This window comes from Herbaspirillum sp. alder98, assembly GCF_020179755.1.
Lineage (GTDB): Bacteria > Pseudomonadota > Gammaproteobacteria > Burkholderiales > Burkholderiaceae_D > Herbaspirillum.
On sequence record NZ_JAIUCY010000003.1, the window covers coordinates 417,823 to 437,220 of the forward strand.

A 19,398-nucleotide genomic window follows, 5' to 3' on the forward strand; every position below is an offset into this window, starting at 1 on the left:
GTCCTTATTTGAGGTTCATGCTTTTCTTGGCTTCGTCGAGCAGGTCGGTCTTGACCCAATCCTTGGCCAATGGCGGCTTGGCCATCTTGCCGGTGCCGTACTTGGCCATGGTGTCGGTGGTTACCTGGATGTGCTCGGCGGTGATGTCATAGGCATAGGGTGAATTGCCGATGGCGTCGTAGAAGTCTTCCTTGGTGATCTGGTTCTTGAAGATGACTTCGCGCACGTATTTCTCGGCCACTTCCTTGTTGTCGATGAAGGTCTTGGTGGCCTGCAGGAAGCAGCGCATGAACTTCTCGGCCAGCGGACGCTGCTCTTTATAGAATTTCTCGGTCATCACCATGGTGCGCACCGGCTCGCCGATGGGGGTGTCATAGGGCTTCATCACTTCCACCCCGAAACCCTTGTTGATGGCCTGCGAGGATTGCGGCTCGCTCTGCATCATGGCGTCGATGTTCTTGCCCAGCAGCGCCTGGTTGAGATCGGCAAAGGCCAGGTAGACGATGGTCACATCCTTGGGCGTGAGGCCGTTCTGGCCCAGTTCGGCGTCGAGCAGCACTTCATGGATGCCACCGCGGGTGACGCCCACCTTCTTGCCCTTGAGGTCCTTGACCGACTTGATGCCGGAGTCCTTGCCCGACACCAGTCGCGCGCCGCCCTTGGCAAAGCCGGCCACCACGTAGATCGGGGCGCCATTGGCGCGGCCCGAGATGGCCGCTTCGGAGGCGGTGGTGCCGACGTCGAGTTCGCCGGCCAGGATGCCCTGCATCACGTCAGGGCCCTTGGCGAACACCTTTTCGTCGACCTTGATGCCACACTTGGGGGCGATTTCCTTGATATACGACACTGCCCCATAGTGGGCGAACTTCAGGTTACCCAAGCGGATCACTTCATCGGCGGCATGGCTGGTGGCCGAAAAGCCGGTGCCTGCCAGCAGGGCCAGGGCGATCAGTTTCTTTTGCATTTCCATTCTCCTCGTGCGTTTATGTTCTGGACCGCTGCGCTGCGGCTGTCTCTGGACCTTTTCTGATGCCCCTTGTGGGGGCTTGCGCCTGGAAAAACATCCTCTGTATACACAATGTGCCAGCGCAGGACAAGCTGTGTCTTACCCGTAACTCGCCGCGACCAGTGCCGGCAGGCCGCTGCGGCCAGGGTTCATCGGGTAAAATGGCAGATTGTCCGAACAATCTCGACCGAGTAGGGCCTGATGTAAACAGGCCCTAAAAACACTCGCCGTCGGCCCCACTTCCAAGATCACAGCCATGCTAGACAATCTGACCCAACGCCTCGCCAAAGTCGTCAAAACCATGCGCGGCGAGGCGCGCCTGACCGAGGCCAACACCGCCGAGATGCTGCGCGAAGTGCGCCTGGCGCTGCTCGAGGCCGACGTCGCCCTGCCGGCGGTGCGCGAATTCATTGCCAAGGTCAAGGAAAAGGCCCTGGGCGAGGACGTGATCGGTTCGCTCACGCCAGGCCAGGCGCTGGTGGGTGTGGTGCAGCGCGAGCTGGCCAGCCTGATGGGCGCCGATCTCGGCCCCGAGGCGTCGCAGCTCAATTTCGCCACGCAGCCGCCAGCGATCATCCTGATGGCCGGCCTGCAGGGCGCCGGCAAGACCACCACCGTGGGCAAGCTGGCCAAGTACCTGCGCGAGAACACCAAGAAAAAAGTGCTGACGGTCTCGGCCGACGTCTATCGTCCGGCCGCCATCGGCCAGTTGCAGACGGTCACCGCCCAGGCCGGCGCCGACTTCTTCCCCAGCCAGCCGACCGACAAGCCGGTCGACATCGCCCTGGCCGCGCTGGATTACGCCAAGAAGCACCACCACGACGTGCTGATCGTCGATACCGCCGGCCGCCTGGGCATCGACCAGGCCATGATGGACGAGATCCGCGCCGTGCACGGCGCCATCAAGCCGATCGAAACGCTGTTCGTGGTCGACGCCATGCTGGGCCAGGACGCCATCAACACCGCCCGCGCCTTCAGCGACGCCTTGCCGCTGACCGGTATCGTGCTGACCAAGCTCGACGGTGACTCGCGCGGCGGCGCGGCCTTATCGGTGCGCCATATCACCGGCAAGCCGATCAAGTTCGCCGGCGTGGCCGAGAAGCTCGACGGCCTGGAGGCGTTCGATCCGTCGCGCATGGCCAATCGTATCCTCGGCATGGGCGACATCCTGGCGCTGGTGGAAGAAGCGCGCAAAGGCGTCGACGTCGCGGCAGCGCAAGACCTGGCGCACAAGATCAAGGGCGGCGGCAAGTTCGACCTGAATGACTTCAAGGCACAGCTGTCGCAGATGAAGAAGATGGGCGGCCTGACCGGCTTGCTCGACAAGCTGCCCGCGCAGATGCAGGCCGCAGCCGGCAACGCCAACATGGACCAGGCCGAAAAGCAGGTGCGCCGCATGGAAGGGATGATCAACTCGATGACCCCGGCCGAGCGCGCCAAGCCGGAGCTGATCAAGGCCGCCCGCAAGCGCCGCATCGCCACCGGCGCCGGCGTGCAGGTGCAGGAAGTCAACCGCATGCTGGCGCAGTTCGAGCAGATGCAGTCGATGATGAAGAAGCTCAAGGGCGGCGGCATGATGAAGATGATGCGCAACATGAAGGGCATGCTGCCGGGCATGCGCTGAAAAAGGCGACATCCGGTCACCGATCAAGGGCTCCATCCGGAGCCCTTTTTTGTGCGCCGGCGGGGCCCCTTCGATCCGCCGCGATCCCTTTACCGGCGCGGCTTGACGCCGAATCGACCAGGCTCGTTGTTTCGCCGCAGTTTTACACGGAAAAGCATTAGAAAATACTTGCGTGGCCGCGCAAACCGCACCACTATTAGCGATGCGTAATTGACGCATCCAACCTTCTTCCTTTGTCGAGGAGTCTTTCAGATGGCCACAGCAAAAAAACCAGCAGCCGCAGTAAAGAAGCCAGCAGCAAAACCTGCCGCCAAACCGGCCGCAGCAGCCAAGAAACCCGCAGTCAAAGCAGCCCCGAAAGCCGCCGCAAAACCAGCCGCCAAGCCTGCTGCCAAGGTCGCCGCCAAGCCCGCAGCAAAGCCGGCCGCCAAGCCAGCCGCCGCCAAGAAGCCGGTCGCCAAGAAAGCCGCTGCACGCACCCCGAACGCCGCCTTCATGAAGCCACTGACACCGTCGGCCGCGCTGGGTGAAGTGGTTGGCGCCAAGCCGCTGCCGCGCACCGAGGTGACCAAGAAGGTGTGGGAATACATCAAGAAGCACAACCTGCAAAACCCCGAAAACAAGCGCAACATCGACGCCGATGACAAGCTCAAGGCGATCTTCGGTGGCAAGAAGCAGGTCACCATGTTCGAGATGACCAAGCTGATTTCGGCCCACCTGAGCTGATTGGCACGCGCACCGTTTGCAGGTGCCCTGCAAACAAAAACGCCCGCATCGGTTGCGGGCGTTTTTGTTTCTGGCGCGCCTAGGCGCTTTCCGGCAGGCGTCACTCCTGTTGTCCGACCCGGCATCGGGCGCTTTTCCGATAGCGCCCTCGGTGTTGCATCGTTAGCATCTCTTCTTAACATCCGCCATGACCGTCACCAAAAAGAAGAGAAAGGAATGACCATGCAAAACCGACAATCCCCACCATCGCAGCTTCCCGTTCGCCATCGTCTGGCCCGATCGGCCTGCGCCCTGATCCTCGGCGTGACCGCCCTGGCCGCCACGTCGCACGTCATGGCAGCCGGCCCCAAATCGGGCGGCGATGACGCCACCTACAAAAAGGAGCGCGCTGCCTGTATGGATGGCACCTCCAACCAGGACCGCGCCACCTGCCTACGCGAAGCCGGCGCCGCCCGCTATGAGGCAGGCCGTGGCCAGCTAAGCAATCCGGGCGAGGCGCAATTGCAGCAAAACGCCCAGCGCCGCTGCGAGGGCTTGCCACAGGCGCAGCGCTCGGACTGCGAGGCACGAATGAACGGCGCCGGGGTTTCTGACGGCAGTGCCCGCGATGGCGGCATCTATCGTGAAACCCGGACCATCACCACCAACTAAATAAATCCGGCAGCAGATTGAAAAAAGGCGGAGCCCGCAAGGGACTCCGCCTTTTTCATGCCCGCCACCGATCAATCGATCAGTCGGCCAGCTTGCCCTGGATGAAGGCCAGCGCCTCGGCCAGCGGCACCTGGGTGGCAGCAGCATCACGCCGGCCCTGGTATTCGATGTTGCCATCCTTGAGTCCACGGTCGCCGATCACGATCCGATGCGGCACGCCGATCAGTTCCCAGTCGGCGAACATGGCGCCCGGGCGTTCGCCGCGGTCGTCCAGCATGACATCCACACCAGCCTCGACCAGTTGCGCGTAGAGCTTGTCGATCTCGGTCTTGACCGCTTCGCTGCGGTCGTAGCCCATCGGGCACAGTACCACCTGGAACGGTGCGATCGACGTCGGCCAGATGATGCCGCGCTCGTCGAAGTTCTGTTCGATGGCGGCCCCCAGGATACGGGTGACGCCGATGCCGTAGCACCCCATCACCAGCGGTTGCGGCTTGCCGGCTTCATCCAGGTAGGTCGCCTTCATCGCTTCGGAATAGGTGGTTCCGAGCTGGAACACGTGACCCACCTCGATACCACGCTGGATCGACAGGACGCCTTTGCCGTCGGGCGAGGCATCGCCTTCGACCACATTGCGGATATCGGCCACCAGCGGCTCGGGCAGGTCACGGCCCCAGTTCACGCCGGTGTAGTGGAAGTCGCTTTCGTTGGCGCCGCAGACGAAGTCGGCCATATTGGCCACGGTGCGGTCGGCCACCAGCTTGACTGGCTTCTGGGTGCCGATCGGGCCCAGGTAGCCCGGCGGCGTGCCGAACCATTCGACGATCTCGGCTTCGTTGGCAAAGCGGTAGCCGGCCAGGCCGGGCAGCTTGCTGGCCTTGACCTCGTTGAGTTCATGGTCGCCGCGCAGCAGCAGGAGCCAGATTTCCTTCTTGGCCGGGTCTTCGTTGTCCACCGCCAGCACGATCGACTTGACGGTGCGCGCCAACGGCAAGCCCAGCAATTCGGCCACTGCCTCGCACTTGGCTCGGCCGGGAGTGGCCGTCTTCTTCAGCTCTTCACCAGCTGCACCGCGCGCCACGTCGACCGGCAATGCCTCGGCCGCTTCCATGTTGGCCGCATAATCGGAACTCGGACAGTACACCAGCGCATCTTCGCCAGTGGCAGCGATCACGTGGAATTCGTGCGAGCCAGAGCCGCCGATGGCGCCGTTGTCCGCCGCCACCGCCCGGAATTGCAGGCCGAAGCGCGTGAAGATGCGCACGTAGGCGTCGTACATGGCCTGGTAGGACTTCTTCAGGCCATCGATGTCGCGATCGAAGGAATAGGCATCCTTCATCGTGAATTCACGGCCACGCATCAGCCCGAAACGGGGACGGCGCTCATCGCGGAACTTGGTCTGGATGTGATAGAAGTTCACCGGCAGCTGCTTGTAGCTGCGCAGCTCGGTGCGCGCCACGTCCGTGACCACTTCCTCGGAGGTAGGCTGGATGGCGAAGTCGCGGCCATGGCGATCTTTCACGCGCATCAGTTCGGCGCCCATCTTGTTCCAGCGACCGGTCTCCTGCCACAGCTCGGCCGGCTGCACCACCGGCATCAGCAGCTCGACGGCGCCGGCGCGGTTCATCTCTTCGCGCACGATGGCCTCGACCTTGCGGATCACACGCAATCCCATCGGCATGTAGGTGTAGATACCGGCGCCCAGACGCTTGATCATGCCGGCCCGCATCATCAGTTTGTGACTGACGATTTCAGCGTCGGAAGGAGCTTCTTTCAGGGTGGAAATAAAAAAACGTGAGGCGCGCATGACGGTCGGTTCTTTTTAAAAAGAGGAGAGTTATAATCGATGTAATTTTAAAGGATTAGCTGGCTGATGCGCCCACTCTTTGCAGAATCGCCCCTTGTTTCCACGCTTCACGCCAATCCGGGGAGTTGCCCCTGACGGTGCGTTTGCGTGGTGTTTTCGCGTGGTTGTCGCGTGCGCGAGGTGCTGTCCGAGTCCGTTGAGAGGGTCGTCCAGCCGCAGAAAGTTTTGAGGTACACCATGCTGGATCGAGAAGGCTTTCGCCCGAACGTCGGCATCATTCTGCTTAATGGCCAGAACGAAGTCTGGTGGGGCAAACGCGTGCGCGAGCATTCCTGGCAGTTTCCGCAGGGAGGCATCAAGCATGGAGAAACCCCTGAACAGGCGATGTTTCGCGAGCTCGAAGAAGAAATCGGCCTGCGTGCCGAGCACGTCAAGATCGTCGGTCGCACGCGCGACTGGTTGCGCTATGAGGTTCCCGATCACTTCATCAAGCGCGAAGTGCGGGGGCATTATCGGGGCCAGAAACAGATCTGGTTCCTGCTGCGCATGGTCGGTCGCGACTGCGACGTCAACCTGCGCGGTACCGCTCATCCCGAATTCGACGCCTGGCGCTGGCATGACTATTGGGTGCCGCTCGACGTGGTCATCGAATTCAAGCGCGAAGTCTACCAGCAGGCCCTGCAGGAACTGTCACGTTTCCTGGCGCGCCCCGCGCATGGCCAACGCCGTGTCGACGCGGCTGGCCAGTCGTCCCCGAAGCCTAATCCAACCGCGCTGCCGCCTACGGCCGACGCTTCCGAAAGCAAGTGATATCCATGCCATCGTTCCAGCTGAACCCTTCCCGTCCGGGCGTCATGCGCCGCGCCGCACTGCTGTTTTCGCTGACGCTGGCCTGCGGCAGCACGCTGGCGCAGAACGCCTTCGATGAAGAGTTCGATGACCAGGAAAAACCCTGGCAAGAAATCGCCCTGCAACTGCCGGCCGCGCCGCAAGAGCAGAACCTGGCCGAGTTCTACCTGAGCCCCACCGCCACCATGAAGGCCTTCGTCGACCTGAAGTCGGTCTCGATCGGCAGTGACAACGTGGTGCGCTACACCGTCGTCACCAAGACCCAGGGCGGCGCCGTCAACATCGTGTATGAAGGCATGCGCTGCGAAACCTGGGAAAAGAAGAGCTATGCCTTCGGCCACCCGGACGGAAAATGGTCGCGCTCGCGCCGTGACCAATGGCAGCCGATCAAGGATGTGGGCGGCAATCGCATCGATGCCGCGCTGTTCCGCGATTACCTCTGCGAAGGCAAGCTGGTGGCCGACAACGGCAACCTGCGCACGATTGTCGGCCGCCTGAAGAGCCAGAACCCGATCGACCCGGTACGGCGCTGACCAACTGCGGTTCAAACCGCTGCAGGATCGTCAAGCTGGCGCAGCCACGCCGCCAGCGCCGTGCGCGCCGCGCTGCTCAGGCGCTCGCCCCAGCTTGCCGCATCCTGGCGCAGAACCCGGGGATCGATCCCCGCCTGCGCCAGCTCACTCGCATGGCCCACCAGCCATCGCTCCAGCTTGTCCCCCTCGGCCTCCAGGTGAAACTGCAGCCCCAGCACATTGCGCCCGACGGCGAATGCCTGGTTGGCACAGGCTGCCGTGCCAGCCAACCGCGTCGCCCCCTCGGGAATGTCGAATTGATCGCCGTGCCAGTGCAGCACCGGCGTCTCGCCTAGCGAAGACAGCACCGATTCCTGGCCGGCCGGCGTCAGGTCCAGGGCCGAGAATCCGATTTCCTTGGCTGGCATGGCATAGACCCTGGCGCCCAGCGCGCTGGCGATCAACTGCGCCCCCAGGCATATGCCCAGCAACGGACGACCTGCCGCCAGGCGCCCGGCAATCACCGCCATCTCGCGCTCGAGGAAGGGATAGATCTTCTGATCGCCCACGCCGACAGGACCGCCCAGCACGATCAGCAGATCAGCCCGCTGCAGGGCGTCACCAGAAAGATCGTCGAGCGCCGGATCGAGGTAGCGCAATGCGTAACCGTGTTCGGCCAGGACCGCATCAAAGGTACCGACATCCTCGAAATGGATATGACGCAAGGCAATGGCTGTTTTCATCAATAGTCCCTGGAAAATGAAAATTGTTTTCTATTCTGGCTGATTCAGATGGAGTTCGACTTCCCCCGCCAGCGGGAAAGTGCAACATGCCAGCACATGGCCGCTGCGCCGGTCCTTCTCGGTAAGACAGAAGTCCGGTTCGAAGCGGCATTGCCCGCCCGCTATCCTGATCCGGCAACAACCGCAAATCCCCGAGCGGCATTGGCTGCGCACCGATATGTTAGCCGACGCCAGCATATCGAGAAGGCTGTTGCCGGGCGCCATCTCGAGCACCTGGTCGCCACCGACGATACGCAGCCGTACCGGCGGGCGCTGCCCCTGAGCTTCCGACGGCGCCGCAAGCGCGGGTACCGCCGGTGGCGTGAAGGCTTCGACCAGAAGCGGCAAGTCCGGCCAGCGCCGGCCGAGCTGCTCTCGACATGCCTGGGCAAAGGCATGGCTGCCGCAGATCACGGCGACCTGCGGTCGGCCCAGCACATCGAGCGCAGCAGCATCGGGGCGCCCCGAAGAAAAGTGCTCGCTCGCGCGCACCACTTCACGCGTGACAAACACGCGCAGCGTGAACCACCTACTGGTGAGGTCCAATGCCAGCAGTTCATGCAGGAACGCAATGTCGGAAACCCGGCGCGTGCACAGCATCAGCACCACCTCGGGAACCGCGATGCCCTGGCGTTCACGCGCCGCCAGCTCCCGGATCAGGGCAATCGGCAGCGTGATGCCGATGCCGCCGGCGATCATGGCGACACGCTCATGGCCCATCACCGATTCGACGCTGACGTCGCCTGCCGCATATTGCAGCGCGACGCTTGAGCCCTCCCGGACCACGCAGTGCATATGATCCGAGACGCTGTGCCGGCCAGATCGCTTGACGGCAATCTCGAACAGATCCGGCGCATCCTTGCGGGTCACCGAATAAAGACGCGACTGCAACGCCCCGACCGCATCGGGACAAGCGATGGCCACATGGCCGCCCGGCCGCACCGATGCCATCAGCGCCTCGGGGGCATTGTGCATGCGCAGGGTGAATACCCTGATATCGCCGGCCTCTTGCCTGACGCTTTCGCAGCGCGCCACGGGGACGGCGCTCATAGGCCGACCTGCCTGGCTGAGGCGGTATCAGACATCGAATTCAAGTCGATTTCAGGGCCGCGAAGACCGATGCGCTCGATCAGGTTTTCCACCGACGCGGTATAGATGGCGACCGTATCGCCGACGCCGATGTCTTCGATGATCTCGCGCGCATGCGGAAACTTGAGCATCGAGAATACCGTCGACCACGCTCCCATTTCGGGGTCGGCGAACATGCCCACCGTCTTCAGGATGATCGATCTGAAGTAAGCTCGCTCCGATTGACTCATGTCGCCCACCAAGGTGGCCGCGGCGCCGCTGAACACGCTCGAATGGCTCCATTCGTCGGCCGCATGGGTCTTCGTGACCTCGTGACATATAGCCTGGATCGCCCCATCCTCGGCCATCGTCTTCAGGTAGTCCGTGATCAGCGTCTCGCTGGCACAGGCAATGGCGAAGCGGGTCAGCCTGCGCTGCCACTGCGCGTTGCAGCCGGCCAGCAACTGTGCGCGCCAGCGGACCAGGTTGAAGTCGGCGAAGTCCAGCGGCGCGATGCCGCGCATGTCATAGATATAGTTGCACGCCTTGATCGACATGCGGGTATGCAAGGCTTCATCCAGCAGCGCCTCCGACATCACATCCTGCAGCAGCGCGCCATTGGCCCCGGGCGGCGGTGTCTTGATGATGTCTTCGCAGGCGGGGGTGACGACATCGCATTCGATGTAAATGGTCTTGAGATTGTAGATCGCCCAGCCATAAGACAGGCATCGGCTGCGCAGCGCTGCGGGTGCTTCGGTCCACGCTTGATGGTGTCGAAACGGCAGCAGGGAACAACTGAAATCCTGGCGGGAGGGATCGAATGCCAGGCGCTGGTAGTCGGGCAGTTCCTGGTTGACTGCAGCGCGGCTGCGCCAAAGTACCGACAGCTTCTTCAGCATGACGGCGACTTCATCGTCGCCTGATGCGGCCAGATCTTCCATCTCGACTCTCCTTGCGGTGGTGCCGCGTTCTGTTACGGATTGAGCAAACTGTGATCGGTGGGCGACGCGGGCCAGAAGTGACTGTCAGGCAGCGCGCGTGCGCCGTAGATGGCCTGGCCGACGCGTACCACGGTGGCGCCCTCTTCGATGGCCAGTTCCATATCGCCCGACATGCCCATCGACAATTGCGCTATCTCGCTGCCGCCCGGCAGCTCCTGCCGCAGGCGCTCGCGCAGGTCGTGCAGCAGGGCGAAGCAGGGCCGCACGCGAGCGGCGTCGGGTGAGGGCATCGCGAGGGTCATCAAGCCGCGCACGCGCAAGGCCGGATAGGGCGCCAGCTCGCGCACGAAACGGGTAACTTCCGTCGGCGCCAGTCCGTACTTGCTGGCTTCGCCAGAGGTATTGACCTGGACGAAGACATCGAGGCCGCGCCCCAACGCCTGCAAACGACGCTCCAGCGCCTCTGCCAGCCGCAGGCTGTCGAGCGCCTGGAACTCGTGCGCGAAGCGCGCCACCAGGTGCACCTTGTTAGTCTGGAGATGGCCGATCACCGACCAGCGCAGATCGGCCAGGTCGGACATGGCCTGCCACTTGCGATAGGCCTCCTGCACCTTGTTCTCCCCCAGCTCCCGACACCCGGCTGCACACGACAGGCGCACCAGCGACTCGTCGACGGTCTTGCTGACCGGCAGCAGACGCACCGAGGCAGGGTCGCGCCCGCTGCGCTTGCAGGCTTCGGCAATACGCTGCCGCACACGCGCCAGGTTGTGCCGAAAGTCGTCTACCGTCAGTGCCTGGGGATAATGAGAAAGGGTTGTGCCCTGTGGGGGCGGCAAGTCCGTCATTGCTGAAGTGTCCTCGGTCCGTGAGCCCACCGGTCTTCCACATGGTCAACTGGCTTGAATGGCTTTGCGTTGCCGAAAGGTAATATAAATGCCGCGCAAGCGATGACGAAATAACTGGAAATTAATGGCGAAAAAAATGCAGCGGCATCTCGTCAGGAGACAGGCATACCGATCGGGAGAAGGGTTGGAGCGAGGGTAGATCAGCGCTGCGTCCACGCTGCGGGCAGGATGCCTGAGCGTGGACGAGTGAGGGGATTACAGCAGGACCAGGTTATCGCGATGGACCAATTCGGGCTCTTCGACAAAGCCCAGGATCGCCGCGATTTCGGACGAAGGATGACGAATGATGCGACGCGCATCGGGACTGGCATAGTTGCTCATGCCGCGTGCGATGGCACGGCCAGCTTGGTCGACGCAGGTAATCACATCACCCCGGCCAAACTCGCCGCTGACTTCCACCACGCCGATCGGCAACAGCGACTTTCCTTCTGCCGTCAGCTTCTGCACCGCGCCGGCGTCCAGCACCACGCGTCCGGCGGTCTTGAGGTGATCGGCCATCCATTGTTTGCGCGCGGTCAGTTGCGCGGTCTCGGCATTGAGCTGGGTGCCGATGGCTTCACCCGCTGCCAGGCGGGTCAGGACCTGCTCTTCCCGGCCCCAGGCGATCACGGTATTGGCGCCCGAGGTGGCGGCGCGCTTGGCCGCCAGGATCTTGGTCAGCATGCCGCCGCGGCCGATGCCGGTGCCGGTGCCGCCAGCGATCAACTCCAGCGCAGGGTCGCCGGCGCGTGCCTCTGAGATCAGCGTGGCCTTGGGGTCGCGGCGGGGGTCGGCGGTGAACAGGCCAGGCTGGTCGGTGAGGATGATCAGCGCGTCGGCTTCGATCAGGTTGGCGACCAATGCACCGAGGGTGTCGTTATCGCCGAACTTGATCTCGTCGGTGACAACCGTGTCGTTCTCGTTGATGACCGGCACCACGCCCAGCTGCAACAGCGCAAACAGGGTCGAGCGGGCATTCAGGTAGCGCTCGCGGTCGGCCAGGTCGGCGTGCGTGAGCAAGACCTGCGCGGTATGCAAGGCATGCGCACGAAAGCTGGTTTCGTAGATCTGCGCCAGGCCCATCTGGCCGACGGCGGCGCAGGCCTGCAGATGATGGATGCCGGTCGGGCGCTTGTCGAAGCCCAGGCGTTGCATGCCTTCGGCCACCGCGCCCGAGCTGACCAGTACCACTTCCTTGCCGAGCTGGCGCAGCTGCGCGATCTGCTCGGCCCAGCGGGCGATGGCATTGGCATCGAGCCCGCGGCCGTCGTTGGTGACCAGCGACGACCCTACCTTGATGATCAGCCGCTTGGCGTTCTGGATGACCGATTGCATATTCTTCCGAAAGGCAAATTCTAAAAGCAGGATGATAGCTGCAACGCCGCCGCGCTGCCCGTCGACAAATCAGTCAATGACTCAGTCGATGATCTTGAAGCGCGGATCATCCGGGTCGATGCTCGAGATGCCGCGTGCTTCTTCGGTCATCTGCGTCTCTTCGGAGCGATGCTCTTCGGCGCGCTTGACGGCCAGGTAACTGTAGATCTCGTTGATCAGGTCTTCGCAGCCGTCGCGGTTCAGTGCCGAGATTTCGAACACCGGGCCCTTCCAGCCAAAGCGCTTGACGAAGTCCTTGACGCGCTTGGCGCGGTCCGCCTCGGGCACCACGTCGAGCTTGTTCAACACCAGCCAGCGCGGCTTGTCGAACAGCGACTGGTCGTATTTCTTGAGTTCCTTGACGATCGCCTTGGCTTCCTTGACCGGATCGACTTCGTCGTTGAACGGCGCCAGGTCGACAATGTGCAACAACAAGCCGGTGCGCTGCAGGTGACGCAGGAACTGCACTCCCAGCCCGGCGCCATCGGCGGCGCCTTCGATCAGCCCCGGGATGTCGGCGATCACGAAACTCTTTTCGTGGCTCACGCGCACCACGCCCAGGTTGGGGTGCAGTGTGGTGAACGGATAGTCGGCAATCTTCGGACGGGCGTTGGAAACGGCCGTGATGAAGGTCGACTTGCCGGCGTTGGGCATGCCCAGCAAGCCGACGTCGGCCAGCACCTTCAGCTCCAGGCGCAGGTCACGGCGTTCGCCTTCCTTGCCCTCGGTCTTCTGGCGCGGGGCGCGGTTGGTCGAGGTCTTGAAGTGGATATTGCCCCAACCGCCTTCACCGCCCTTGGCCAGCAGCACCACCTGCTCGTGATCGGTCAGGTCGGCAATGTGCTCGCCGGTATTGATATCCACGATCAGCGTGCCCACCGGCATGCGCAGGAAGATGTCGTCGGCGCCCTTGCCGTAGCAGTCCGAACCGCGACCGTTTTCGCCGCGGCCGCCGCGATGCATCTTGGCGTAGCGGTAGTCGATCAGCGTGTTGACGTTACGGTCGGCGACGGCCCAGATACTGCCGCCCTTGCCGCCATCACCGCCATCGGGACCACCGAACGGGCGGAATTTTTCACGGCAGAAGCTGGCGACACCATTGCCGCCATCGCCTGCTATGACTTCGATTTTTGCTTCGTCGATAAATTTCATGGTCTCTGCAACCCCTGGGAGCCGCGAACAAAACGTCGACAGGGGAAATGAATTCCCATCGCCGGGGTCTTGGTCGACGCCGTGATCGGCGCTTTGTTAACGGCTCTTCAAAACGTTTCTTCAAAAAACTAAAAAGGCTCTACCAGAGGCAGAGCCTTTTTTCATACCTGCTCCGGCAAGCCGGTTAGCGGATACGCTTAAGCCGTCACGACGGTAGCGTATTGGCGCTGTTGCAGGCCCTTGACAACGAACTTCACCTTGCCGTCCTTCAGGGCGTACAGGGTGTGGTCCTTGCCCAGGCCGACGTTTTCGCCAGCGTGAACGCGGGTGCCGCGTTGACGCACGATGATGCCGCCAGCATTGATGACTTGACCACCGTAGACCTTGACGCCGAGTCGCTTCGACTCTGAATCACGGCCGTTGCGCGTAGTGCCGCCGCCTTTTTTGTGTGCCATTTAAGACTCCTTAATAACTTTGAATTGAACCGGCTCTGACGCTGATTAAGCGTTGATCGAGACGATCTGCAGTTCGGTGTAGTTTTGACGATGGCCTTGACGCTTCTGATAATGCTTACGACGACGCATTTTGAAGATCCGGACCTTGTCGTGGCGACCTTGAGCTACAACTGTAGCCAGCACCGTTGCACCTGCGACCAGCGGCGCACCGAATTGCACGGTTTCGCCGGCGCCCACTGCGAGCACCTGATCCAAAGTGATTTCGGAGCCAATGTCTGCCGGTATCTGTTCTACTTTGAGTTTTTCGCCAGCAGCAACTTTGTATTGTTTGCCGCCGGTTTTTATGACCGCGTACATGTGAACCTCATCGAATAATGTAAAAAGAACGATTTTCTCCCTGTGCCAATCAGCCGGAAACAGGAAAACCCCAAATTATACATAGACTTAGCAAGCCGGTCAAAGCCGACAATAGCCCGCGCCGCCGCCACGCAACACAGTTTCCAGACGGTAAATTGGCATTGCGGCAAGCAAAATGTCAGATTGTCATCCATGTTCGGCGGAGGTGCGCTACGCCTGGCACCCCGATGTCATCGTATAATCCGGGCAATAACCATCTTTTATGGGTTTCGCCTTGTCAGCCGTCGTACAAACCTCTTCGCAACAAACCATCATGCAACCGATCGTCTCCGACATGGAGGCCGTCAATGCCGTCATCCGCCGGCAATTGCATTCCGAGGTGCCCCTGGTCAACCAGGTTGCCGAATACATCATCGCCGCCGGCGGCAAGCGCCTGCGTCCGGTACTGGTGTTGCTTGTGGCCAATGCGTTCGGCTATCGCGGCGAGCAGCATCATTCGCTGGCGGCGGTGATCGAATTCATCCATACCGCTACCTTGCTGCATGACGACGTGGTCGACGAATCGTCGCTGCGTCGCGGCAAGCAGACCGCCAATGCCCTGTTCGGCAATGCGGCTTCGGTGCTGGTGGGCGACTTCCTGTATTCACGTGCATTCCAGATGATGGTGGCGGTGGGCAACCCGCGCGTCATGGAAATCGTCGCCGATGCCACCAACGTCATCGCCGAAGGCGAAGTGCTGCAGTTGCTCAACATGCACAATCCCGACGTCGACGAAGAGGGTTACCTGCAGGTGATCCGTTCGAAGACGGCCAAGCTGTTCGAAGCCGCCAGCCAGATCGGCGCGCTGATCGCCGGCGCCGACGAAGCCGGCATCGAAGCCGCCGGCGAATACGGTCGCTCCATCGGCACCGCCTTCCAGTTGATCGATGACGTGCTGGATTATTCCGGCAACAGCGCCGAGATCGGCAAGAACGTCGGCGACGACCTGCGCGAAGGCAAGCCGACGCTACCCCTGATCTGGCTGATGCAACACGGTTCGCCGCAAGAACGCGAACTGGTGCGCACCTGTATCGAGAACGGCGACGAGCAGCATTTCGACCAGGTACTGGAAGCCATTACTAACTCCGGTGCATTGGCTTATACAAGAGAGCAGGCAGAGATCGCCGCGCGTCGCGCGGCCGACGCCATTGCAGGGCTTGCCGATAGCCAATTTAAAAAATCTTTGTTAGAATTATGCGCTTTCGCGGTAGATCGAAATCACTAACAAGATCTCACTCGACGGGGTGTAGCTTAGCCTGGTAGAGCGCTACGTTCGGGACGTAGAGGCCGGAGGTTCGAATCCTCTCACCCCGACCAGGTCATTGACCTGATCGAAACTCAGCAATACATAGAGAAGCCCAGCAGATGCTGGGCTTTTTCATTTCCGCCTGCATTCTTCCTCTCGTACCCCAGCGCTCGCAGGAACGCCCGGAACACGCCATGAAAAAAGGCCCGATAAATTGTCGGGCCTCTATGGGTAACGCTATGCAACCACGCGCCTGAAGTCACTCAAACTACGCTGCGAGCATGCCTAACCTGCAAAACTGCCGCCTTACCACTTGTCGTCCTTGACCTGTGCCGCGGGCTTCGGCGCATCCGCTACCGCTGGCTTCTGGAGCTTGCTTTTTGCAGCCGCGGCCGATGACGGCGCTACAGCAGATTGTCCCTGAGCGACCTTGCCGGCAACCGCCCCACTGTCCACCTGCGCTATCTTCGCCAGCTGTTCGCGCAACTCAATGGCACCAGGCACGAACGGCTTGTCTCCAAGCTTGGCAGCGCCCTCCTCCCATGTTCCATAAGAAGTCTGCGAAGCGATGCGATCGATTCGGATCGTGCCAACCGGCAACTCGTTGCGCCCCAGTGAATTGCCGGTCTGCGGATCTTTGAGCTCCTCACCCAGATATACCGCTTTCCATCGTTGTCCGACCTGCAGCGATTCGCCTCCCTGGCTCAACACCACCTGGTCGCCGTTCAGGGACACGACCGATACCGGGAAGACCTCCGTGACGATGGCGCCACCGATCTGGTGGGCCAGGGAGTCCATCATTCCAGCCGCCATATTCTTGCCATCGATAACGCGCGGCATGGTACTGGGATCGGCGCTGGCCAGCTTATGCTCGAAGCTTTGCGACATGACGACCTCGCCCGTTGCGGCATTGACCAAGCGCAACGTGATACGGCCGCCACCCGAATAGGACACCAGTTCACGGTCAGACATGCGCAGCTTGCGCACCGACTTCGGATACTCGAAGCGCTCGATCGTCGGGATGAGCAGCAGATCCGTCGCCAGCTGCTGGCCGATACGCGCACTGTCCTGAGCCCGTACATTGCCACTGTTGATGTGATCGATCTCGGCTTGCATATCGGCGCCGAACTCCCGATCCAGGACAATAAAACGCTTGGTCTGGGTCAGGATATCCGACAAGCGACCGCGGACGGCCCGCGCCACTTCGTCGGACGAGACATTGCTATCGCCAACGGGATAGCCCTGGCCCAGGGTCTTTGGCAAGACCACCACGATCTTCGGACGCCCCTTTTCGTCAGGCGCCTTGTATTGTGCGATCTCGGCGCGCAGTTTCACCTTCCAGTAGCTGCGCATCTTCCGGTGCGACACGTCGGAAGAGTAGGAACTCGCGCCTTTCTTGACATCGACATTGGCCTTTTCGCTGGAGGAGGCCGAGCCGGAATACGACGCGGATGACCGGGCGCTAGCATCAGCAACACTGGCACTACTGTCGCCACTGGCCTTGAGCTTCACATTGCTGTCGGACGATGCTGAAGCCGAATAACTAAAGCCATCGTCGCTGGCTCGCACCTTGGCAATGCTTTCCTCGTCGACCTTGTCAATTTCTTGCTGGGACAGAATCTCATAGCCAAGCACCATGCCCTGAGAACCCGACACCACCTTCTGCTCAAAGGCTTCAGCGCGAACGGAGCCGGCGTTCTGGCCGTCCACCGTCACATCGATACCCTGGCGCAAACTCTGCAATTGACTGGCGACCCGCACGCCGTTGACTTGCGCCACGGCAGACTGCAAGGCGGAGACAACGGCCATCTCCAGCGTGCTACCCACCGCCTCCACCTCACGACTGACCTTTGTCACGCCGCCGAAATCGGGACTGCTGCGCTTGGGCTGCTCGGGCGCGCTGACCACGGGCTCGACTGTCTTCTGTGGCTCCTCTTTCTTATCGCAAGCCGACAGCAGCACCATCGCCAACGCAATAACACCCATCCCGATTCGTCGTTGCATATCAAACTCTCTTGTCAGATAGGATGATCACAAATCAGAGCAGGCTGGTCGCATCGGCTGGGACTTCCACGCCGTTGCTCTTGGCAAAGTCGACCGCGTTCTTGAGCACGCCCGACAGGTTTGAAACGTTCGACGGCAAGCTCTTGGCGATATAAGCGCCCGACTGCAGGCCAGGCAGTTGCAGCGGCGAAGCGCTCGACAGACCATTGGCGAAGTTCTGGGCATCATTGCGCATGCCGACGTATTTCTTCAAGCCCAGCGCCAGCGAAAGCAAGCCTTGTGCGTACTTCTTCTTGGACTCGCCATCCTTCAGGGTGGCGCCCGACTTCAAGGCGCTGGAGACGGCCTCGGCATTGGCGCTGATCGCCTTGTCCTGGGCTTCAAGTTCGCTGGCCGACATGGAATCGGAAGTTGCCGATGCATTGACTGCCTGGGCCTTGATGCCCAATGCCTCGGAGATATGTCCATTGGCTGTCAGGACATCCTTGCCAGCTGCCGCGTAGTTACGCACGAGTTGCGTTTGCTGACCGGACAGGTCGGCGCCGCCGGATGACGACTTGCTGCCACCCAGCAGATTGCCGAATTGGGCAAAGCTGGCCATCGGCAAAGTCAGAGCGATCGAAACAAAAGCAACGGCAAAGGATTTTTTCATGATTTTTTCCTTGGTGAAGAAATGAACGAAATGAACGGTTATAGACAACGGGTCAGTTGCACAGCCTGCGCGCGATGAAAAGATCGGCGCGCCCAGGCTAGCCCTGATATCAACGTAATCCCATGGTAGTCATGCGACTGGAAAGTTCTTGCGCTGCGTTGCTGGCGGCGGCCTTGAGAGCATTGCCACGCGCTTCGTCTTCCGTGGGGCCGACGCCGGCGTAGGCAACGGGGCCGACGGCAACGCGTGTACGCGCGATCGGCTTGGTGACATCCCACACCTTGGCATTGACGGTGACGGCGACGCGCATCAGGCCAGTCTGCGGATCTTTCTCGGGCAAGCCGACATCGAGGGTGCCCAAGGCAATGTAGGGAATCTGGTTTTCCTTCATGCCTGCCGCGATCGAACGAAGGGTCTGCGGTTGCAGGTCATTACCGGATTTGTAGTCGGCCTCGATATTAGCGATCTTGAATACTGAAGACTCCACCATCGCCGCTTCGATGACGTCGTAACCGGCCTGCGAGAACTTGGCAACGAAGGTCTGGTTCAGGTTGGCGCTCGGCAGTACCCGCCAGGTGGTCTCGGTCGCCTTTCTGGTCGTGCTACCGCCGGTTTCAGAGGTGACCGTAGACTTGGCGGACACATCGACAGTCTGCCCAGCTTCGCGAGAAATCGAACCACTGGTGCTGACCCGAGACCTGCCTACGGACTCACCCTCGCTCGTATTCTCCTTGAGGGTATCCCTCCTGACGGCAGAACCTGCAAGCTGGGCGGAATTGTCCTGCCGCTTGTAGACGCGGTCGTCATAACTTTTGGCGGAGTCCACTTGCCGCGAGACGAATACAAAGCTCATCGCCGATTTCTCGCTGTCGGCAGATTTCCCGACGGCGGAACTGCCCTGGACGGCATTGCGCAGGTTAGCCACGTTGAGGGAAATCCGAACCGCTACCGTATATTGGAAGTCCTTGGGATCGTCGGTTTCCGCAAGCACCGTGCTATCCAGGATATAGCGATCCTGGTTCTCGAGGATCTTGCTTCGGATCGTGTCGAAGTTGGCCGATTCGGATTGGCCCGCTTCGGCAAAGTAGGTCTCTACCGCCCTGAGTGCCGCTTCTTGCTTGGCCTTTTGCTTGACCGCTGCAGGCGCCTCTTTGCGGTCGAATACGCCGATCGACTCCTTGTAGTTGATCGAGTATTGTCCTCGCGCCTGCTGAACCTGGGCACTGGCTGGCAATACGAGGAAGGCGATCGCCAGCGCCATGATGTATC

19 protein-coding genes and 1 tRNA gene are annotated in these 19,398 nt (G+C 61.3%); 7 read left to right on the plus strand and 13 right to left on the minus strand.

Annotated elements, in window-relative coordinates; genetic code table 11:
• Window positions 1–4 precede the first annotated feature (4 nt).
• Complete coding sequence (locus LBW87_RS09825; protein WP_225201264.1) at window positions 5–964, minus strand: ABC transporter substrate-binding protein; 960 nt, start codon at window positions 962–964, stop codon at window positions 5–7.
• 298 nt (window positions 965–1,262) lie between these two features.
• Here LBW87_RS09825 and ffh point away from each other — a divergent pair, with 298 nt between their 5' ends.
• From ffh to LBW87_RS09840, 3 genes are all read left to right on the plus strand, one after another.
• On the plus strand, window positions 1,263–2,630 hold the full coding sequence (gene ffh / locus LBW87_RS09830) for a signal recognition particle protein (protein ID WP_225201265.1): 1,368 nt from the start codon (window positions 1,263–1,265) through the stop codon (window positions 2,628–2,630).
• A 252-nt stretch (window positions 2,631–2,882) separates the two neighbouring features.
• Entirely contained in the window at window positions 2,883–3,356 is a 474-nt protein-coding gene (locus LBW87_RS09835; protein WP_225201266.1) for an SWIB/MDM2 domain-containing protein, read from the plus strand.
• A gap of 222 nt (window positions 3,357–3,578) precedes the next feature.
• On the plus strand, window positions 3,579–4,007 hold the full coding sequence (locus LBW87_RS09840) for a hypothetical protein (RefSeq protein ID WP_225201267.1): 429 nt from the start codon (window positions 3,579–3,581) through the stop codon (window positions 4,005–4,007).
• A 79-nt stretch (window positions 4,008–4,086) separates the two neighbouring features.
• Here LBW87_RS09840 and LBW87_RS09845 read toward each other — a convergent pair whose 3' ends face one another.
• On the minus strand, window positions 4,087–5,814 hold the full coding sequence (locus tag LBW87_RS09845) for a proline--tRNA ligase (RefSeq protein WP_225201268.1): 1,728 nt from the start codon (window positions 5,812–5,814) through the stop codon (window positions 4,087–4,089).
• 237 nt (window positions 5,815–6,051) lie between these two features.
• Between LBW87_RS09845 and LBW87_RS09850 the strand changes: the two genes are divergently transcribed.
• Both LBW87_RS09850 and LBW87_RS09855 read left to right on the plus strand, forming a co-directional pair.
• Window positions 6,052–6,624 carry an RNA pyrophosphohydrolase gene (locus tag LBW87_RS09850; protein WP_225201269.1) on the plus strand — a complete coding sequence of 191 codons (573 nt, stop codon included), beginning with the start codon at window positions 6,052–6,054 and terminating at the stop codon, window positions 6,622–6,624.
• A 5-nt stretch (window positions 6,625–6,629) separates the two neighbouring features.
• Window positions 6,630–7,196 (plus strand): CNP1-like family protein, encoded by a 567-nt coding sequence (locus LBW87_RS09855; protein WP_225201270.1) that lies wholly within the window; start codon window positions 6,630–6,632, stop codon window positions 7,194–7,196.
• An 11-nt stretch (window positions 7,197–7,207) separates the two neighbouring features.
• On the opposite strand, the gene LBW87_RS09860 is transcribed toward LBW87_RS09855, so the two are convergent.
• The 8 genes from LBW87_RS09860 to rplU all read right to left on the minus strand — a co-directional run bounded on the left by LBW87_RS09860 (window position 7,208) and on the right by rplU (window position 14,188).
• Window positions 7,208–7,918, minus strand: a complete 711-nt coding sequence (locus tag LBW87_RS09860) for a glutamine amidotransferase (protein ID WP_225201271.1) — start codon at window positions 7,916–7,918, stop codon at window positions 7,208–7,210.
• A gap of 30 nt (window positions 7,919–7,948) precedes the next feature.
• The gene (locus tag LBW87_RS09865) at window positions 7,949–9,007 is read right to left on the minus strand and encodes a 2Fe-2S iron-sulfur cluster-binding protein (protein WP_225201272.1); all 1,059 of its coding nucleotides are present in this window, start codon (window positions 9,005–9,007) and stop codon (window positions 7,949–7,951) included.
• Entirely contained in the window at window positions 9,004–9,966 is a 963-nt protein-coding gene (locus tag LBW87_RS09870) for an AurF N-oxygenase family protein (protein WP_225201273.1), read from the minus strand. Before LBW87_RS09870 ends, LBW87_RS09865 begins: the two co-directional genes overlap by 4 nt.
• Before the next feature lie 32 nt (window positions 9,967–9,998).
• Window positions 9,999–10,811, minus strand: coding sequence for a YggS family pyridoxal phosphate-dependent enzyme (locus LBW87_RS09875; protein ID WP_225201274.1), 813 nt, complete (start codon window positions 10,809–10,811; stop codon window positions 9,999–10,001).
• 255 nt (window positions 10,812–11,066) lie between these two features.
• Window positions 11,067–12,185: a glutamate 5-kinase gene (gene proB / locus LBW87_RS09880; protein ID WP_225201275.1), complete on the minus strand. Its 1,119-nt coding sequence runs from the start codon at window positions 12,183–12,185 to the stop codon at window positions 11,067–11,069.
• An 81-nt stretch (window positions 12,186–12,266) separates the two neighbouring features.
• Window positions 12,267–13,376: an Obg family GTPase CgtA gene (gene cgtA, locus LBW87_RS09885; protein ID WP_225201276.1), complete on the minus strand. Its 1,110-nt coding sequence runs from the start codon at window positions 13,374–13,376 to the stop codon at window positions 12,267–12,269.
• A gap of 197 nt (window positions 13,377–13,573) precedes the next feature.
• Window positions 13,574–13,831, minus strand: coding sequence for a 50S ribosomal protein L27 (gene rpmA / locus LBW87_RS09890; protein WP_008116342.1), 258 nt, complete (start codon window positions 13,829–13,831; stop codon window positions 13,574–13,576).
• 45 nt (window positions 13,832–13,876) lie between these two features.
• Entirely contained in the window at window positions 13,877–14,188 is a 312-nt protein-coding gene (gene rplU, locus LBW87_RS09895; RefSeq protein WP_008116344.1) for a 50S ribosomal protein L21, read from the minus strand.
• Window positions 14,189–14,501: 313 nt separating this feature from the next.
• Between rplU and ispB the strand changes: the two genes are divergently transcribed.
• Together ispB and LBW87_RS09905 are read left to right on the plus strand one after the other, a co-directional pair.
• Window positions 14,502–15,452 carry an octaprenyl diphosphate synthase gene (ispB, locus tag LBW87_RS09900; RefSeq protein WP_225201277.1) on the plus strand — a complete coding sequence of 317 codons (951 nt, stop codon included), beginning with the start codon at window positions 14,502–14,504 and terminating at the stop codon, window positions 15,450–15,452.
• A 15-nt stretch (window positions 15,453–15,467) separates the two neighbouring features.
• Window positions 15,468–15,544: transfer RNA gene (locus tag LBW87_RS09905), tRNA-Pro, on the plus strand.
• A gap of 235 nt (window positions 15,545–15,779) precedes the next feature.
• On the opposite strand, the gene LBW87_RS09910 is transcribed toward LBW87_RS09905, so the two are convergent.
• From LBW87_RS09910 to LBW87_RS09920, 3 genes are all read right to left on the minus strand, one after another.
• Window positions 15,780–17,477 (minus strand): CsgG/HfaB family protein, encoded by a 1,698-nt coding sequence (locus LBW87_RS09910; protein ID WP_225201278.1) that lies wholly within the window; start codon window positions 17,475–17,477, stop codon window positions 15,780–15,782.
• 34 nt (window positions 17,478–17,511) lie between these two features.
• Window positions 17,512–18,129 (minus strand): hypothetical protein, encoded by a 618-nt coding sequence (locus LBW87_RS09915; RefSeq protein ID WP_225201279.1) that lies wholly within the window; start codon window positions 18,127–18,129, stop codon window positions 17,512–17,514.
• A 109-nt stretch (window positions 18,130–18,238) separates the two neighbouring features.
• Window positions 18,239–19,390, minus strand: a complete 1,152-nt coding sequence (locus LBW87_RS09920; protein ID WP_225201280.1) for a hypothetical protein — start codon at window positions 19,388–19,390, stop codon at window positions 18,239–18,241.
• Between the last annotated feature and the right edge of the window lie 8 nt (window positions 19,391–19,398).

Bases quoted from the DNA above. Each gene is read 5' to 3' on its own strand.
- LBW87_RS09825 (WP_225201264.1), bottom strand. From the start codon at position 964: ATGCAAAAGAAACTGATCGCCCTGGCCCTGCTGGCAGGCACCGGCTTT.
- ffh (WP_225201265.1), top strand. From the start codon at position 1,263: ATGCTAGACAATCTGACCCAACGCCTCGCCAAAGTCGTCAAAACCATG.
- LBW87_RS09835 (WP_225201266.1), top strand. From the start codon at position 2,883: ATGGCCACAGCAAAAAAACCAGCAGCCGCAGTAAAGAAGCCAGCAGCA.
- LBW87_RS09840 (WP_225201267.1), top strand. From the start codon at position 3,579: ATGCAAAACCGACAATCCCCACCATCGCAGCTTCCCGTTCGCCATCGT.
- LBW87_RS09845 (WP_225201268.1), bottom strand. From the start codon at position 5,814: ATGCGCGCCTCACGTTTTTTTATTTCCACCCTGAAAGAAGCTCCTTCC.
- LBW87_RS09850 (WP_225201269.1), top strand. From the start codon at position 6,052: ATGCTGGATCGAGAAGGCTTTCGCCCGAACGTCGGCATCATTCTGCTT.
- LBW87_RS09855 (WP_225201270.1), top strand. From the start codon at position 6,630: ATGCCATCGTTCCAGCTGAACCCTTCCCGTCCGGGCGTCATGCGCCGC.
- LBW87_RS09860 (WP_225201271.1), bottom strand. From the start codon at position 7,918: ATGAAAACAGCCATTGCCTTGCGTCATATCCATTTCGAGGATGTCGGT.
- LBW87_RS09865 (WP_225201272.1), bottom strand. From the start codon at position 9,007: ATGAGCGCCGTCCCCGTGGCGCGCTGCGAAAGCGTCAGGCAAGAGGCC.
- LBW87_RS09870 (WP_225201273.1), bottom strand. From the start codon at position 9,966: ATGGAAGATCTGGCCGCATCAGGCGACGATGAAGTCGCCGTCATGCTG.
- LBW87_RS09875 (WP_225201274.1), bottom strand. From the start codon at position 10,811: ATGACGGACTTGCCGCCCCCACAGGGCACAACCCTTTCTCATTATCCC.
- proB (WP_225201275.1), bottom strand. From the start codon at position 12,185: ATGCAATCGGTCATCCAGAACGCCAAGCGGCTGATCATCAAGGTAGGG.
- cgtA (WP_225201276.1), bottom strand. From the start codon at position 13,376: ATGAAATTTATCGACGAAGCAAAAATCGAAGTCATAGCAGGCGATGGC.
- rpmA (WP_008116342.1), bottom strand. From the start codon at position 13,831: ATGGCACACAAAAAAGGCGGCGGCACTACGCGCAACGGCCGTGATTCA.
- rplU (WP_008116344.1), bottom strand. From the start codon at position 14,188: ATGTACGCGGTCATAAAAACCGGCGGCAAACAATACAAAGTTGCTGCT.
- ispB (WP_225201277.1), top strand. From the start codon at position 14,502: ATGCAACCGATCGTCTCCGACATGGAGGCCGTCAATGCCGTCATCCGC.
- LBW87_RS09910 (WP_225201278.1), bottom strand. From the start codon at position 17,477: ATGCAACGACGAATCGGGATGGGTGTTATTGCGTTGGCGATGGTGCTG.
- LBW87_RS09915 (WP_225201279.1), bottom strand. From the start codon at position 18,129: ATGAAAAAATCCTTTGCCGTTGCTTTTGTTTCGATCGCTCTGACTTTG.
- LBW87_RS09920 (WP_225201280.1), bottom strand. From the start codon at position 19,390: ATGGCGCTGGCGATCGCCTTCCTCGTATTGCCAGCCAGTGCCCAGGTT.